At 37.9% G+C, this 15715-nt stretch carries 17 protein-coding genes; 13 read left to right on the top strand and 4 right to left on the bottom strand.

Features of this window, described 5'->3' with window-relative positions; translation table 11 throughout:
• The first annotated feature begins 24 nt into the window (after positions 1-24).
• From MKZ26_RS07435 to MKZ26_RS07425, 3 genes are read left to right on the top strand one after another with little or no spacing between them, the layout of a single operon-like run.
• A complete protein-coding gene (locus MKZ26_RS07435) occupies positions 25-1038 on the top strand; it encodes a methionine ABC transporter ATP-binding protein (RefSeq protein WP_340765444.1) in 1014 nt (337 codons plus the stop codon).
• Positions 1028-1699: a methionine ABC transporter permease gene (locus MKZ26_RS07430; RefSeq protein ID WP_067207239.1), complete on the top strand. Its 672-nt coding sequence runs from the start codon at positions 1028-1030 to the stop codon at positions 1697-1699. The genes MKZ26_RS07435 and MKZ26_RS07430 overlap by 11 nt, the downstream gene beginning before the upstream one ends.
• Before the next feature lie 17 nt (positions 1700-1716).
• Positions 1717-2529: a MetQ/NlpA family ABC transporter substrate-binding protein gene (locus MKZ26_RS07425; protein ID WP_340765442.1), complete on the top strand. Its 813-nt coding sequence runs from the start codon at positions 1717-1719 to the stop codon at positions 2527-2529.
• A gap of 167 nt (positions 2530-2696) precedes the next feature.
• Here MKZ26_RS07425 and pepF read toward each other — a convergent pair whose 3' ends face one another.
• Positions 2697-4529, bottom strand: coding sequence for an oligoendopeptidase F (pepF, locus tag MKZ26_RS07420; RefSeq protein ID WP_340765439.1), 1833 nt, complete (start codon positions 4527-4529; stop codon positions 2697-2699).
• Between the two features lie 110 nt (positions 4530-4639).
• Complete coding sequence (locus MKZ26_RS07415; RefSeq protein WP_340765437.1) at positions 4640-4945, bottom strand: hypothetical protein; 306 nt, start codon at positions 4943-4945, stop codon at positions 4640-4642.
• Between the two features lie 221 nt (positions 4946-5166).
• Between MKZ26_RS07415 and MKZ26_RS07410 the strand changes: the two genes are divergently transcribed.
• A complete protein-coding gene (locus MKZ26_RS07410) occupies positions 5167-5550 on the top strand; it encodes a DUF4181 domain-containing protein (RefSeq protein ID WP_340765435.1) in 384 nt (127 codons plus the stop codon).
• A gap of 115 nt (positions 5551-5665) precedes the next feature.
• Here the strand turns inward: MKZ26_RS07410 and MKZ26_RS07405 are convergent, their stop codons facing one another.
• Positions 5666-6109 (bottom strand): hypothetical protein, encoded by a 444-nt coding sequence (locus MKZ26_RS07405; protein ID WP_067207247.1) that lies wholly within the window; start codon positions 6107-6109, stop codon positions 5666-5668.
• Between the two features lie 124 nt (positions 6110-6233).
• Here MKZ26_RS07405 and MKZ26_RS07400 point away from each other — a divergent pair, with 124 nt between their 5' ends.
• Together MKZ26_RS07400 and MKZ26_RS07395 are read left to right on the top strand one after the other, a co-directional pair.
• The gene (locus MKZ26_RS07400; RefSeq protein WP_340765433.1) at positions 6234-6965 is read left to right on the top strand and encodes an AAA family ATPase; all 732 of its coding nucleotides are present in this window, start codon (positions 6234-6236) and stop codon (positions 6963-6965) included.
• Positions 6966-7019: 54 nt separating this feature from the next.
• Positions 7020-7502 (top strand): PaaI family thioesterase, encoded by a 483-nt coding sequence (locus MKZ26_RS07395; protein WP_340765431.1) that lies wholly within the window; start codon positions 7020-7022, stop codon positions 7500-7502.
• A 334-nt stretch (positions 7503-7836) separates the two neighbouring features.
• Here MKZ26_RS07395 and MKZ26_RS07390 read toward each other — a convergent pair whose 3' ends face one another.
• Positions 7837-9114, bottom strand: a complete 1278-nt coding sequence (locus tag MKZ26_RS07390; protein WP_340765429.1) for an erythromycin esterase family protein — start codon at positions 9112-9114, stop codon at positions 7837-7839.
• Between the two features lie 154 nt (positions 9115-9268).
• On the opposite strand from MKZ26_RS07390, the gene MKZ26_RS07385 reads away from it, so the two are divergent.
• The 7 genes from MKZ26_RS07385 to MKZ26_RS07355 all read left to right on the top strand — a co-directional run bounded on the left by MKZ26_RS07385 (position 9269) and on the right by MKZ26_RS07355 (position 15168).
• A complete protein-coding gene (locus tag MKZ26_RS07385; protein ID WP_186669805.1) occupies positions 9269-9502 on the top strand; it encodes a hypothetical protein in 234 nt (77 codons plus the stop codon).
• 14 nt (positions 9503-9516) lie between these two features.
• Positions 9517-9912 carry a DnaJ family domain-containing protein gene (locus MKZ26_RS07380; protein ID WP_340765427.1) on the top strand — a complete coding sequence of 132 codons (396 nt, stop codon included), beginning with the start codon at positions 9517-9519 and terminating at the stop codon, positions 9910-9912.
• Between the two features lie 24 nt (positions 9913-9936).
• Positions 9937-11178, top strand: coding sequence for a beta-N-acetylhexosaminidase (gene nagZ, locus MKZ26_RS07375; RefSeq protein ID WP_340765426.1), 1242 nt, complete (start codon positions 9937-9939; stop codon positions 11176-11178).
• A gap of 64 nt (positions 11179-11242) precedes the next feature.
• On the top strand, positions 11243-11548 hold the full coding sequence (locus tag MKZ26_RS07370) for a DUF4870 domain-containing protein (RefSeq protein WP_067207281.1): 306 nt from the start codon (positions 11243-11245) through the stop codon (positions 11546-11548).
• Positions 11549-12389: 841 nt separating this feature from the next.
• Positions 12390-12998 carry a hydrolase gene (locus MKZ26_RS07365; protein ID WP_340765424.1) on the top strand — a complete coding sequence of 203 codons (609 nt, stop codon included), beginning with the start codon at positions 12390-12392 and terminating at the stop codon, positions 12996-12998.
• A 467-nt stretch (positions 12999-13465) separates the two neighbouring features.
• Positions 13466-13678, top strand: coding sequence for a hypothetical protein (locus tag MKZ26_RS07360; RefSeq protein ID WP_340765422.1), 213 nt, complete (start codon positions 13466-13468; stop codon positions 13676-13678).
• Positions 13679-13965: 287 nt separating this feature from the next.
• Positions 13966-15168, top strand: a complete 1203-nt coding sequence (locus MKZ26_RS07355; protein WP_340765420.1) for an IS110 family transposase — start codon at positions 13966-13968, stop codon at positions 15166-15168.
• Positions 15169-15715 lie beyond the last annotated feature (547 nt).

Here is a 15715-nt window from a genome sequence, read left to right as displayed (position 1 = left end):
TATTTATAGAAAGAGGAGAATTGCATGATTCAAATTCAAAACGTATCAAAAGTATACAAAACAAAAGAGAGAATCGTGACTGGTGTTGATAATGTCTCACTCGACATTAACACAGGAGAAATTTTCGGAATCGTAGGTTACTCAGGTGCAGGGAAGAGTTCTCTTATCCGTTGTCTAAATTTGTTGGAAAAACCAACGAGCGGAACGATCTTAGTAGATGGATTAAATTTGATGAAGTTACGGGGGAATAATCTCCGTCAGGCACGTCTGAAAATAGGAATGATTTTTCAACACTTTTATTTAATCAGCCAAAAGACAGTATATGAAAATATAGCATTTGCTTTACGGGCAGCCAAAACGCCTGCCGATAAAATTAACGCTCGGGTAACGGACTTACTAGAAATGGTTGGCCTCTCTGATAAACGGGATGTTTATCCTGCGCAGCTGAGTGGTGGCCAGAAGCAGCGGGTAGGTATTGCCCGAGCACTAGCGAATAATCCTTCAGTGTTACTGTGTGATGAAGCAACATCTGCATTAGATCCAAATACGACGCTATCTATTTTAAGGCTGTTGAAGAAAATAAATAAAGAATTGAAGATTACAATCGTTCTAATAACACATGAGATGAATGTCGTGAAAGAAATTTGTGATCGCATGGCAATTATGCAAGATGGAAAAGTGATTGAAGAAGGACAAGTATATGATATATTTTCAAATCCACAAGAAGAATTGACAAAGGAATTTATCAGTAGTGTTGTGTCATTTGATGTACCGGAAATGATTTTGAGCAAGTGTACGGGCAAACTGGTCAAGGTCATGTTTAAAGGTGATGTTGCAGGCGATGGAATTATCTCAGATACTGTGCAGAAATTTACTATACAAGGTAATTTCCTACACGGCTCCATTGAATATATTCAAGAAAGGCCACTCGGTACTTTCCTGATGGAACTAAAAGGCGAGGATGACGAAATAGAAAAGGCAATTGCCTATATGTCATCACGAGCTGCTCAAGTGGAGGTAATTGACAATGGGAATTGATTTACAACACGTTATAGAGTTAATGCCTGATATTACAAAAGCATTTGGTGAAACACTTTATATGATAAGTATTTCTCTCGTTATTGCACTTGTTATTGGGCTTCCGCTAGGGATTTTGCTGTTCACTACCGATAAAGGATTATTTTTAGAAAATCGGGCATTGAACTCAGTTATTGGCTTTATCGTCAATATGGTCCGTTCTGTGCCGTTTATTATTTTACTCGTCGCGTTAATCCCTTTAACGATTTTAATAGTAGGTACTCCGATTGGCCCTGGGGCTGCTAGTGTTTCATTATCTGCGGCAGCAATTCCTTTTTTCGCAAGAATTGTGGAGACTTCACTAAGGGAGATTGATAAAGGTGTTATCGAAGCTGCAATCGCTGTTGGTGCAACTCCGTGGATGATTATCAAAGATGTACTATTGCCTGAAGCAAAAACAAGTATTATTCAAGGCGTGACACTTACTGTAATTAGTTTAGTCGCCTATTCAGCAATGGCTGGTGTTGTTGGTGGTGGCGGAATCGGGGATTTAGCAATTCGATTCGGCTACTATCGTTACGACAATACAATAATGGTAGTGACCGTGGTGATATTAATACTATTTGTACAAGTAATTCAATTTGCAGGAGATCGGATTTCAAAAGTAATTGATAAACGATGATGGGGAGAGAGAAAATTATGAAAAAGTTTCTATTAGTTGTATTAGTACTTATAGTTGGAACCGCACTAGCTGCTTGTGGTGGCAAAGAAAAAGCTTCGGATGACAAATCTGTGAAAATTGGTGCAACCGCTGGACCATATAGTGATATGTTGAAAAAGGCGATTATTCCTGGACTTGAAGAAAAGGGATATAAAGTTGAACTAATTGAGTTTAGTGATTATATCCAGCCGAACAATGCACTGGCAAGTGGCGATATTGATGCAAACCTGTTCCAAAACACGACTTATTTAGAAAATGTCGTTAAAGAAACGGAAGCTGAATTATCACCACTTATTATCGTACCAACAGCTCCAATGGGCATTTATTCGAATAAATTCAAGACAATTGAAGCTATTGAAGATGGAGCAAAAGTTACCATTCCAAACGATCCAGTTAATGGAGCCCGCGCCCTTTTAGTGTTACAGGATGAAGGTCTAATTGAATTAGATCCAAATGCAGAAGTGCTAAAAGTATCTGAAAAAGATGTAACAGTGAATAAGAAGAACTTGGTGTTTCAGCCAATCGAAGCGGGTCAGCTTCCACGTTCAGTTGACGGTACTGATTTAGCGGCAGTTCCTGGAAACTTTGCGTTGGCTGCAAGTATGAATTTATTAGATGCACTAGCACTTGAGGACATGCTTGATATATACAGAAACGTAGTTGCTGTAAAAACAGAAAACATTGATAAGCAATTTGCTAAAGATATTATTGAAATAGTAGAATCAGCAGAATTTGAAAAAGTAATTGATTCAGATTTTGAAGGCTTTGGTAAACCAGCGTGGATGAAGTAAAATCTAATTAGCAACGTCAAAAAGCTGACGAGACCATTACGGTTTCGTCAGCTTTTTTGTTCTTTCTGCCTAGGAAATTATAAAATCTTGTACAGTGGATAACCTGCGAAAGCTGATATTTCACGTCTAGACTCCAGCGCCTCTGAACAGGCGCTTGCGCTTTTGTTTTATTGTGAAACGTTAGCCGTTTCGTTTGCCTCAATTTCTTCCGTCAACACAACTAGCTGATCAATCAAATCGCCGATATAAGCAATTGTGTCACGCAATGGTTTTTCAGTTGTAATATCGACACCTGCCATTTTTGACAGTTCAGCAGGGGATTTTGTGCCGCCAGCTTTCAATACTTCGAGCCATTCATCGACAGCAGGCTGACCTTCTTCAAGGACACGTTTAGATACCTGTGTGGAGATAGTGAGTCCAGCACTGTATGTGTATGGATACAAGCCCATGTAGTAGTGTGGCTGACGCATCCATGTAAGTTCCGCGCCTTCATTAATCTCCACATCATCTCCCCAGAACTCTTCAAGCACGCCGCGTTTCAAGTTGTTCAATACACCGGCGTTGACACTTCCGCCTGCGTCAATGCGTTCATAGACTTTTCGTTGGTAGGCAGCTTCTAGTAAGTGCGTTACAAAGTTATGGTAGTACGTACGTGCAACGATTGATGAAATGACCCAACGCTTGAATTTCGGATCATTTGAGTTTTCTAATAGGTGGTTAGCCACGAGCATTTCATTCATCGTCGAAGGTGCTTCGATGAAATATAGTGATGGGCGTGCATTGAATACGTTTTGCTCTCGATTTGCATTGTAGAAATGACCCGCATGCCCTAATTCATGAGCTAAGACGAATACATCATTCATACTACCTGTCCATGAAATAAGGATATATGGATGGTTGCCATAAGGGCTGGAACAGAATGCTCCTGTTGATTTACCTTTGTTTTGAGCGAAATCAATCCAACGTTCTTTGTATGAACGATCCACCATCTCCATGTAATCAGTACCCATTATAGCAAGGGCATCATCAATATATTTCTTCGATTCATCTACGGTGATTTTTGGTTCGTACGTTGGATCAAGCGAGATTTTCAAGTCGGCAAACGTCATTTTATCAAGTCCATGGACTTTTTGCAGAAGTTTCGCGTACTTTCGCATATGCGGTGCAAGTTCTTTTGTGATTAAATCAATTTGACGGTCATACATGGACTTATCGACTTCTTGAGTGAACAGTAAGTAATCGAAAATCGAATTATATCCTCTTAGGTCAGCTGTTGTTTTTTCCGTTTGTAAATGCATGTCATATGTTTTTGCAGTTGTATGTTGATAGTCTTTTAACTTAGCTGAGAATGCTTCGAATGCAGCACGGCGTTTGGCGGTATCCGTTTCGCCCTCCCAGTCACCTTCGAAGGACACATAGCTTAACGGATAACTTTTCCCGGCGACTTCGAAATCATCAAATGCCATATCCACCATTTTTGTCGTGTTATACAAGCCATATGGCCCGGCGAATGTGGAAGAGAAGGCAGCTAAAGTTTTCTCAACTTCAGGATGCAATTGGTACTCTTTTTTGCGAATCAATTTCTCCAAGTAATTTTTAAAATCACCTGACTGTTTCATTGCATCTTCCAAAACATCAATGGGTAATTCAGAAAGTTGACTGTTGACGAATGATAGTTTGCTGTTTATTTTCGCGGCAGTGGAACCAAACTTGCTTGAGCGCATTTGCGCTTCGTCATCCGTTTGGTCTGTACTTGATGACAAACTCGTATACGTGCCAACAGGAACCACTTTTTCATAAACAGCCGCAAAGCCTTCCAATGCCTCTATTACAGATTTAGCATCTTTAATGTTGCCATTGAATTTTTCGGCAAATGCATCGACTTCTTTTACCAAGTCAATTATCGCAGCATCATATTCCTCTTCTGTTTTGAAGAGGTCTTGCAGATTCCATGTTTCTTCTGTCTTTACTTCTGAACGCAGCGGCATACTCTTTACCAATCTAATCTCTCCCTTTTATTACGGATGTCGAACTAAATAATAGTATATAGTAGAATAGGGTAAAAGTAAAAAAACAAATCCCTTTTTTGACAACTTTCAGATAGTATGTGTTATTTTTGCTTTTTTGAAAGACGTTCGATTTCATCTGTTAGGATAAAAGCAAGATCATCATTGCCGAAAAGTTGTAGGACATCCAGCATTGTTTCGTCATCAATGTCGATTTCTTCTTCAAATTTAGCTTCCTCAACTATTTTCTTCATCGTCTCATTTTCTTGTTGGTCTGGGTATGCACGGCTATATAACTCATGCGGGTTCACTTCATTATTAGCACACCATTGTACAAACAACCGAATCATTAGCTGCTCATCTTGTTGATATTTTTGAATGACTTGTTCATCGATGCTTTTAAATTCCATGTTAGTTAGCTCCTTTAAAATACTCTTCCCATAAGTATATACGAAATGTGAAACTTCTAAGGGATATAGACGTAAGTATAAATATGGAACAACAAATTAGTTAAGAGTATCAGTCTATATATGTTGAAATAATGAAACTAATTGATTTCGCTATGGAGTTAGGTGCCTTCGTATCTTTTGTTCACTATATAGTTCATTTCAAGATTGGGGTGCAAGGAAAAGTGAAAGAACTAATTATCATTGGTATTGTGTTAATTATCGCAGTGTGGCTGGGAGAGCGATTTCTGAAAAGAAAGCTGCATATAACAAAGAAGACAAATACTATGGATGATCGCGCAAAAAGTCTTCAATTTTTCGCGTTGGCAATCCTGATGATTGGTTTTGTTATTGGTTCTATCATGGGCTCCGTGACTCTAGCTACAAAGTATGAAAATTTTAACTTTGTTTATTTTTTAGGACCTTATCTGATTTTAGTATCTATGGTAAGAGGATTTATGGATTGGAAATTCAATCAACCTTCAAAACAATGGATTCTACAAATCTATACCATATTTCTTTTGTTCATATTAATTATAGCTATTTTTTTGATTGATCCACTTAAATAAACGCATAAGAAAAGGGCTTGAGTCTAAACAATGCTCAAGGTGAAAACTTATATTTTATTGTCTTTTTAAAAAGGACAAGAATAGAATGACTATCTTGCCCCCTGTATTGGATAGGTTAAATTTTATTGCTGATGAGAAAATGAACAATCCAATCCACATCTAGTGGACCGTCAACTACTTCGTAATAGAGTGAAGAGTTTTGGATGATTAGATCTTCATTTACAATAATGCTAAAGTTGTCTCCGTTACTATCTGTTAAATTAATAATGAACTGATTGATATCATCAACCTTATTAATTTTTTCAGGTTTTAATTTTCGGACATGATAATCTTGAAGGAATTCAAGTAAGCTTTCAATTTCAGATTCATCGCTGATATTCCAAATTTTGGGGGAGGAACCTGAAAGGGATGGTTCCGAAAAGGTCATTACACTAAACTGAGATTCCGTGGTGCCAAGAACCTTCGTAACCTCTTTCTTGTCGTAGCCTAGGAAAAGTTGAGTCATTGCATATGTGCCTATAATCATAATGCCAATCGATAATAGTGCTCTTATTTTCATGTTCTATTCCTCCTGTAATTCATTTCTTTAGTATACGCGGATGAAGATGTACGGGATCATGCTTGTACATTAATAACCTATGCAGAATCACACGGGGAAATTTGTAGAAAGGGGTTATAATCACATGTTTTTGAAAAAAATAACGCTTCTTCATAAAGAGTCGCTTTCAAAGGAGGAGTATCCATTTTCTATACCCTCAATTCAGTCGCTCACGGAGTTGGATTTAACGAATAGTGTTACATTTTTTGTTGGGGAAAATGGTTCAGGGAAATCGACATTACTTGAGGGAGTTGCGGATTTATGCGGGTTTAATTCGGCGGGTGGTGGTAGAAACAATACATATGCAGTAGATGCGTCTGAAAGTGCATTGAGTGATTATCTTCGCTTGTCATGGATGCCGAAAGTGACGAACGGATTCTTTTTACGGGCTGAATCTTTTTATCATTTTGCTTCACACGTTGATGAAATGGCAAAAGAACCCTATGGGACCTATCATGCTTACGGAGGAAAATCACTACATCATCAGTCTCATGGTGAATCATTTCTGTCACTATTTCTAAATCGATTCAATGGAAAGGCGATTTACTTACTCGATGAGCCGGAAGCCGCATTATCACCGCAAAGGCAGCTGTCGTTTCTGCGTATTATGCATGATCTTGTCCGGGAAGAAAATTGCCAGTTCATCATTGCAACGCATTCGCCCATAATTTTAGGCTATCCTGATGCGACGATCTTGAGTTTTGATGATGGAGAAATAACGGAAACCGAATATGAAATGACAGAGCACTATCAGATCACAAAATACTTCTTGGATCATCGTGAAAAGTTTCTGAAAGATATTTTAGAGGATGAATAGATTGTCGAAATGTTATAATGATGACGTAGGAATGTGGAATGGGGGAAAAGGGATATGACTAACGAAGTAGTACATGCAATTCAAGATGACTATCCGGAAGATTTCGCTTGGTGTTTTGGTTGTGGGCGCTTAAATGAAGATGGTTACCATTTCCGAACGGGGTGGCAAGGGGAAGAAACTGTAACCTATTATGAACCGTCACCGAAGCATATTGCGATTCCAGGATTTGTTTATGGCGGTCTAATCGCATCATTTGTCGATTGTCATGGGACTGGTTCGGCCGCACTTGCATTGCACCGAAAAAACGGGCATGAGCCAGGCAGTGGAGAAGAACCTCCACGTTTCGTCACAGCGTCATTAAACGTGAATTATATGAAACCAACTAAACAAGGTACTTTGTTAAAAGCGGTTGGAAAAGTGGAAGAAATTCATCCGAAGAAGTTTAAGGTATCTGTTGAAGTATTTGCAGATGACACAGTTGTTGCAACAGGAGAAGTCGTTGCTGTTGTCATGCCAGCAACGTTTGCGAATAAGTAATGAAGTAAATAAATGTGAAAAGCTGATTGCTATGTGCAGTCAGCTTTTTTAATGAATTATAAAATAATAGATGATATGCAACCGAACTCGTTGTTGCACGAAAAATGGGACGTGAAAATGTATATCGTTTGGAGAACCACTGCGGAAATTGCAAACACCGCTTACTTTCTACGAACAGTTTTGGAACAATAAAATAGCTATATTTAAAGATATTGTTGAAAACAATCAAGGAGAAAACTAATTAAATTGGGTCCAGCAACTACACTATTAAAATGGAAATAAAAATCGTGATTAATTCATCAACCACGATTTTTATTCTTCCGCTATCATAATGTCATATATCAGTAACCGTTACCCCTAGATTCAGCGGTTTCAGTGCTTTTGTTTGATCAATAAATATAAAAGCATCATATCGATTTCCGATTTGAGTTGGTACATAGTTACCAAATTTCTCGTATTCAGGGTTGTAGACGACCCCAATTGCTCTATGGCCAATCCAGCTGGTGAAATAGTGTCGGTTATCTTCATTGAAAACGAATAGTTTATTGAAAGCGCCAGACTTGTGTACTAAATCTTCCCATGAATGTTGACGAGCGGGAGGGACTTCTATTATCTCGAAAGGTACTCCCCATTGTTCAGCTGCGATGACGGTGCCCCGATGCGTTCCGAATCCTACTGCATAGACATCTTCTTTCATAAATTGTTCTCGCAGTAATTGACCGACGTTGAGCATTCCGTCCTCCTGCATTGTTGTTGCACGGGCGTCTCCAATATGCGTATTATGTTCCCAAACGATGATCTTTGCATTTTCTCCATAATGATTCATTACTTCATTAATCGCTTCAACCATATGTTCATCACGAATATTCCAGGAAAGTGCGTTGTCTTGGAGCATGGCACGGTAATATTTTTCGGCGTTTTTAGTTACGAGTGCATTCACTTTTAAATTTAAAGTGGTTTCCTGATCGTCTTTGTAGTGTTTATTGTGCGAGCGAATGGATGATAATAAATCACTTACTTCGTCAATGCAGACTTGTGAAAAGTGAGCTGTGGAAATTGCATAATGGTCTGGCATACCGTTGAAAGGTTCGAAGCAGGAAAACGCTTTTTTAGCTAGTTCAAGATCGGCACCCGCGGGATTGGATTCTGTTAAGTAACGGATAATTTCCTCCATCGATTCCCAGAGGCTATACATATCGATTCCGTAAAATCCGGTTTTTTGATCGGGAATCCTCTTGTCATTATGCATTTTCAACCAGTCGGTAAACTCCGCAACCTCTTCATTAGCCCACATCCACGTCGGCCATCTGCCGAAAGCTTTCAAAACTTCGTGTGCATCATCTTTACTTTCGCTATATCCTTTTATATAGCGATTAACATGCTGAGCGGACGGCCAATCACCTTCGACCGCGATGGCTGAAAACCCTTTCTGTTCAATTAGCATTTTGGACAGCTTAGCCCGGACTGTGTAGAATTCTGATGTCCCATGGCTTGCTTCTCCTAATAAGACGATTTTTGCATCACCTATGGCTTCGATTATTGTTGAAAGATCCGCATCAGATTGAAACGGGAGTGCATAATTTTTAACGGCTTCCTCAAGTGTGAACTTCAATTGGATAACCCCATTTCCTGCAATGTATTATGGAAGTATACCCAACTATTCGCATCGTAGCCTATGAAAGTTAAACAAAATGAATTGAAATTGTATGACAGACAATTGCAATAATGTACAATTGAATTAATTACATGACTAAGGGGCGATTGAAATGCTAGAGGGAGTTATTATTGTTGGGCTTGTGATGAGTGTGCCAATCATTGCTATTATTACGGATCATCAAAGAAGAATCGTGAAAATTAAAGGGGAATTCATGAGGGATGAGATTGAACTAGAAAAACTAAAACAGCAAAACTTTATCATGGAAACTGAAAAGATGAAAATCGAATTGGAACAAATGAAACTGGATTATACATCTGGAAAAAATGAAATTATAAAAATATAAAGGAGGGGGAGTGAATGGGTATGAGCAACGATAAATTAAACCCACCATACAACGATCTAATCGGGGATATTTTAAAAGAATATACCAAAAAAGGCGGCATGGATAATTTAGCGGGCCATGGGAAACCGTTATCACAAGAGTACTTTTCGGGTGATACGTTCCAGCATTTTCAGCGAATCGCTAAAGATGCCGGATATAAACCACATTGGTTAAATCTACAGCATGAAATTCGCGATGAATTAATCGCAATTACAGCTATTCAACGTGCAGATGCTGCAACAGAGTTGGAATTACGGATAGAAAAAGCAAACGAGAAAATAGCTGAATACAATAAATCTTGCCCACCCCCTATGCAGAAGGGATCAGTGTCGCTTAGTAATATTGAAGCTGCGATTGATCGGTGGAAATGAAGCAATAAGAAAAGGGGAGTGACAGTGAATCGTAATTATAAGTTCATTTTTCTCGTCGCTTGTTGTACTTTATTAATGTCGGGATGTTCTCAATTTACACAAAAAAATAAGGACATAGAAACAGATGTAACAAACTCACCGACTACTGAACCTCCCAAAAAGGAGGAGATTGTTTTATCAAAGGTAGAAGAAACGATTGACCAAATGACATTGGAAGAAAAGGTCGGGCAATTACTAGTGATTGGCGTGGAAGGGACCTCGTTTTCTAGTGAGATGGATAACCTCATCCGTAATTATCATGTTGGTGGGGTTATTATTATGGGAAGAAATGTAGCGACAACAAATGAAATACTACAGCTGATTAATGGAATAAAAAAAGCAAATGAACTTAATAAAACCCCACTATTCCTTTCTGTCGATGAAGAAGGAGGACGTGTTTCCAGACTGCCCGTCGGCATCCCTAAACTGCCCACGAGTGCGCAAATTGGTAAACTCAATGATGAATCGGTGAGTTACCGCGCAGGCACCTATTTAGCTGGAGTGCTTAACGAATTCGGTTATAACATGAATTTTGCTCCTGTATTGGATGTTAATAGTAACCCAAGAAATCCAGTTATCGGGAATCGCTCATTCGGATCGGATCCCTATCAAGTCGCTAAGCTAGGCATATCGACGATGCATGGAATGATGGACAATGGCATTATTCCTGTCGTTAAACATTTTCCGGGACACGGCGATACGGTTGTTGATTCACATAAGGCGTTGCCAAAAGTGGAAACAACTTTGGAAGCACTTCGTAACGTAGAGCTAGTTCCATTTCAAAAGGCAATTGAAGAAGGTGCCGATGCTGTAATGGTCGCTCATATTTTATTTCCAGCACTTGACCCTGATTATCCATCCTCAATGTCTAAAGCTATTATCACGGGATTACTTCGCAACGAAATGAAATTTGAAGGTGTCATCATAACGGATGATCTGACGATGGGGGCGATTGCGAATGACTATATAATCCCAGAAGCGGCAGTTCAGTCCTTCATCGCGGGAAGTGATCTGCTACTTGTAGTTTGCGATTATGAAGTTCAACTAAATACTTTCAATGCGTTCATTAAGGCTATTGAAACAGGGGAAATCACAGAAGAGCGGCTTAATGAGAGTATAAAGCGGATTTTAACGCTAAAAGAAAAATATAGTGTGTCAGATGAAGTGCATGAAAAAGTGGATATGGATAAAATCAATGAATTGTACGACAAGCTTCAGCTGAAATAAATGAATTTTCTATCCCGATTATTCGTATAATAAAATACTTGAAAAAGATTGGGAGGATTATTATATGGAGAATAAAGGATTAAAAGTGTTAATTCATGCCAGTGCTTTCTTTATGCCATTTTTGGTACCGTTCATCATTTATCTAGTTATTGATGATTTAGAGGTCAAAAGGATGGCGATACAAGCAATCTTATTCCAACTGGTCATGGGAGCACTGATTGTTGTTTCTACGATACTTATTATTGTAATTATCGGGATTCCATTGCTAATTGGATTTGGGTTAATGTGGTTGATTGTGCCGATCATAGCAATTGTAAAAGCACTGAATGACGAAAAGTACAATTATCCGATTGTAGGTAGATGGATTTAATAATGTTATCAATAAACAAATCATTAAGTGTCGTATGAAAAAATCCATACTAAATGTCCTCTAAAGTAGAATCTGCTTTAGCGGCATCGTAACATAAATCTATGTTACGATGCCGCTGTGGATTGAAAATAAAGCCGCGATGTTTTAAAAAAAGATGCGACGTTTTACCCCTTTAGATGTTTATCTAAAGGGGTGTTTCATTGAAAAGGACTTACTTATTGAAGTAGTTGAGTGTAAACTGAATTTATAGAAAAAATTGGAATGATATTTTGGTGTGGAAATTGTAATGGTATATTTTTTGTAGTGATGCAAGACTACGTGTTTGGCAAGCTAGAACGGGATTGCTTGACCAGGTGCTAGATGTAATCAAGTATGGCAATTCCTCAGTAACGGGATTTACTTATGATGACTTGTAAATGAAGGTATTTAAACTCCAATGAAAATTAAAAAACGCTGAGTCTTCAAAATGATTATAGTGAGTTGAAAGTTAATCAGTAACCATCTCCATTCTTCCTAGAATAAAGGCAGGCTGGTGCAATAACCAAAGTAGGATTAATCTCCCATAAGTGCTACCCGTATTGGGTGCGACAGTCTGTGATGCACCGTGGTCGTTGGAGTCAGACTAACGGATAGGCTCTATGGCACCATAGTTCATCGACCTTCTTCGCCAGCCGTAGTATCCAATACCCGTTCTGCATACATTTTCATCCTCTGTGGTGTAGCGCTGATTTTGCGCTACATGTGTGGCTAACGGGGCAGGTTAGTTGAGCAAGGAATTCTCCAGAATTTATAGAAGATATATATTAAAGTAAAAAAATCATACTTAAAGGGTGAGTGAGTGTTGGGTTCAAGAATAATGCACTTGGTAATTGCTAATAGAATTGCAGAGAGTCTATTGATAGAAGATAGAACTTCATTTTTACTTGGAGGCATTGCAGCAGATGCTGTTTCCACTAAAGACTTATCACATTTCTTTAAAGGTGAAGTACAAGATTATTCAAGAAGCGTTGATTATAAAGGGTTTTTGCATAAATATAGTTCACAAGTAGAAAATCTTTATATTTTAGGATATTTTACACATTTAATTGCTGATGATATTTGGCTAAAAGGTTTTTATCTTCCTTGGTTGAAAAACAGGATGGAAGAAAATAAAAAAATACTTAATTTATATCATAATGATTTCCGATTACTAAATGGGAAATTATTAGAGTACTATGGTTTTACCGATGAATTAAGAAAAACGCTTAATAAATTTCCTCTAATCTTAGATTTGGAAGAGGTTAAGTCTGAAGAGGTTAAAAAATTCATTCCTTATATTTTAGGCGATATGGAATATGATAAGGAAGTTATAAATGAAAAACTTGATGTTTTTACGTTTAATCAGATAGTTGGTTATATAGAGACATCAGTTGATATGGGTTTATTAAATATAAAACCTTTACTTACTTAATATCTTTTTATATATATTTTCCAACAAATAAGATGTTGCACTCCCATGAAAATTAAAAAACGCTCAAAAACTATAAAAGAGCATAACAAAAAAGACTCAGAAATGGTTTTTTTTAAAAAAGGCTGAGCCTTCAAAATGATTATATTAAGTTGAAAGTTAATCAAGAACCAACTCCATTCTTCCTAGAATAAAGGCAGGCTGGTGCAGTAACCAGAGTAGGATTAATCTCCCATAAGTGCTACCCGTATTGGGTGCGACAGTCTGTGATGCACCGTGGTCGTTGGAGTCAGACTAACGGATGGGCTCTATGGCATCATAGTTCATCGACCTTCTTCGCCAGCCGTAGTATCCAATACCCGTTCTGTACACATTTTCATCCTCTGTGGTGTAGCGCTGATTTTGCGCTACATGTATGGCTAACGGGGCAGTTTAGTTGAAGAAGGAATTCTATTCAAGGAGGAGTTTTAATGAAAAAGAAAAACTATGTTATTGCATTTATTGCAGGGGTAGCAGTGACTCTTTTTATATTACCTTTACTTTATGCGTTAGGTGTTCCATCCTTTGATGTTGTGCTAAATTCTATATTTGGTAAAGATAGTATACTGGGTATTATCTTTTCATTAGTTCTTATTATAATAATTTTGTTTTTGCTTGTTAAATATGTAAATATAAAAGGATAACGTCACGTTTTAGCATTAGTAGATTTCAAACTAACGGGTGCTTCGTATTATAAGGTTAACCAGTTTTTACTGGTTGACCTTTTTTTAATTGGATTTAATATATCAGTAGCCAGGGTAGGACGTACGGGTGCGTGGGGCATTGATCCCGTCAAGTAAACTGTCCACCCCCTACTTGTAGAAACATGTTTGAGGCTGGTTGGGACGTAGATCTCGTATAACAAGCGAAGCTATGACACTACAAGAAGGATTAGGGGTACTGGCAAGTAGAAATTAGAGGAGGAATAAAAATGAATCCAGTAGTTGGCCTGGATGTGGCAAAAGGAGAAAGCCAAGTTCAGGCATTCTTAGATAAATCAAAACCGTTTGGAAAGAGCTTTTCTGTGAAGCATACCAGAGAGGAATTACATCGCTTTATTGGATTTTTAAAAGAGATAGAAAAGATGACAGGACAAATGCCTATGGTCATTCTAGAATCCACTGGTCATTATCATACCCCCGTTGTTCAATTCATGGAGGAACATGATGTTCTATATATCTTGCTTAACCCTATAATTTCTTATCAGACAAAGAAGTCCAGTTTAAGAAAGGTGAAAATGGACGCAATCGATGCGTATCAGTTGTGTGTGCTTTATTACAAAGAAGATTTTGAACCCCATAAAAACAGAGGGCTTCAGCTTTTAGACCTTCGAAATCTTTCAAGACAACAGGAGATCGTTACGAATATGTATGTAGAAGCAAAACTTCAGTTTCATACTATTTTAGATCAAGTATTTCCTGAATATCGGAAGGTTTTTGGTGATCTATATTCAAAGGTTTCTTTATTGATGTTAGAGGAATTTCCGACTTCAGAAGCCGTCTTATCAGCTGGGGAAAGTAAAATAGCCGTGCGTGTTGCAGAGTTCTGCCCTAGTCGTTCTGTCCAATGGGCAAGAGAAAAGGTAAAAAAAATAATGGATGCCGCAATGCGAAATCCATTTCAAAAAGTCGTGTATCAAAGTCACTTAATCAATCTTCAAATGTATATTGAGATGCTTTTTCAGTACCAAGGACACCTTTTAATTTTAGAGAATCGTATTGTGACCTTGGCAAATGAGCTAGAAGACTACAAGATTGTCCAATCGATTCCTGGAATAGGAGAAAAAATCGCTGCAACGATTATCTCCGAAATTGGTGAAATCGATCGGTTTAGTCATCCGAAAAAACTGGTTGCCTTTGCAGGAGTAGATCCCAGAGTTTACTCATCAGGAAAGTTTACAGCAACAACCAACCGTATTACTAAAAGAGGTTCAAGCAGACTGCGTCACGCCTTGTATCTAGCAGTATTATGTGGAATAAGAAGTTCAAGGAACAAAAAGCTTAAAGAATTCTATGATAAGAAAAAGTCAGAAGGAAAGCCTGCCAAAGTAGCGATCGTAGCCTGTATTAATAAATTACTTCATTGGATTTATGCATTATTAAACAGAAAAGAATCTTTCCTTGATATAGCTTAATTAACAGTTTTAATAATGAGAGAGAAAATCTTCCAAAAGGTTTTTGGAGGGCTGTTTGGCATGCTCAAAATAGTATAACATAGGGTTAATAATTATTTTAGAGAAAAATATTGACATCCTATTAGCTGGTTTAGTTGAAGAAAAGGCTGCCTTTACAGGGCCGTTTTTTTATTGAGTAATAAAGGTAACTACTTCCGTAAACTGGCGTTATGTCAACCTAGTGTGCATGACCTATACAAGCCCGTTCATCGATTGATTCGATGTTATGCTGATTAATCTCGAAAAACTGGATAATTACTGTAATATTAGATTGAAAAGGAAGTGAAATAATATATGAGCAAAAAAAACGGCTCGGAATATTCGTTATTGCAATGTTGATAACTATGTTTGTTATTACCCCTTTATTTGGCAATCCATTATTACCCTTATTTGATCTATTAAAATAGATCAAATACGCTTCCTGCCTTTCATGACAGCTTTTCTTATTGAACTAAAGGCGCAGGTTAGTTGAACAAGGGGTATCTAAATCGCATGGAGAAATAGATAG

It is taken from the genome of Sporosarcina sp. FSL K6-6792 (assembly GCF_038004885.1).
Taxonomy (GTDB): domain Bacteria; phylum Bacillota; class Bacilli; order Bacillales_A; family Planococcaceae; genus Sporosarcina; species Sporosarcina psychrophila.
Note: the sequence above shows the minus strand (reverse complement) of the source record. Positions and strands in the feature narration are given on the sequence as shown.

Excerpts from the sequence above, each read along its gene's own strand:
- MKZ26_RS07430 (WP_067207239.1), top strand. The coding sequence starts at position 1,028 with ATGGGAATTGATTTACAACACGTTATAGAGTTAATGCCTGATATTACA.
- MKZ26_RS07360 (WP_340765422.1), top strand. The coding sequence starts at position 13,466 with ATGAAAAAGAAAAACTATGTTATTGCATTTATTGCAGGGGTAGCAGTG.
- MKZ26_RS07415 (WP_340765437.1), bottom strand. The coding sequence starts at position 4,945 with ATGGAATTTAAAAGCATCGATGAACAAGTCATTCAAAAATATCAACAA.
- MKZ26_RS07355 (WP_340765420.1), top strand. The coding sequence starts at position 13,966 with ATGAATCCAGTAGTTGGCCTGGATGTGGCAAAAGGAGAAAGCCAAGTT.
- MKZ26_RS07380 (WP_340765427.1), top strand. The coding sequence starts at position 9,517 with ATGGGTATGAGCAACGATAAATTAAACCCACCATACAACGATCTAATC.
- MKZ26_RS07385 (WP_186669805.1), top strand. The coding sequence starts at position 9,269 with ATGCTAGAGGGAGTTATTATTGTTGGGCTTGTGATGAGTGTGCCAATC.
- MKZ26_RS07395 (WP_340765431.1), top strand. The coding sequence starts at position 7,020 with ATGACTAACGAAGTAGTACATGCAATTCAAGATGACTATCCGGAAGAT.
- MKZ26_RS07435 (WP_340765444.1), top strand. The coding sequence starts at position 25 with ATGATTCAAATTCAAAACGTATCAAAAGTATACAAAACAAAAGAGAGA.
- MKZ26_RS07370 (WP_067207281.1), top strand. The coding sequence starts at position 11,243 with ATGGAGAATAAAGGATTAAAAGTGTTAATTCATGCCAGTGCTTTCTTT.
- MKZ26_RS07400 (WP_340765433.1), top strand. The coding sequence starts at position 6,234 with ATGTTTTTGAAAAAAATAACGCTTCTTCATAAAGAGTCGCTTTCAAAG.
- MKZ26_RS07425 (WP_340765442.1), top strand. The coding sequence starts at position 1,717 with ATGAAAAAGTTTCTATTAGTTGTATTAGTACTTATAGTTGGAACCGCA.
- MKZ26_RS07405 (WP_067207247.1), bottom strand. The coding sequence starts at position 6,109 with ATGAAAATAAGAGCACTATTATCGATTGGCATTATGATTATAGGCACA.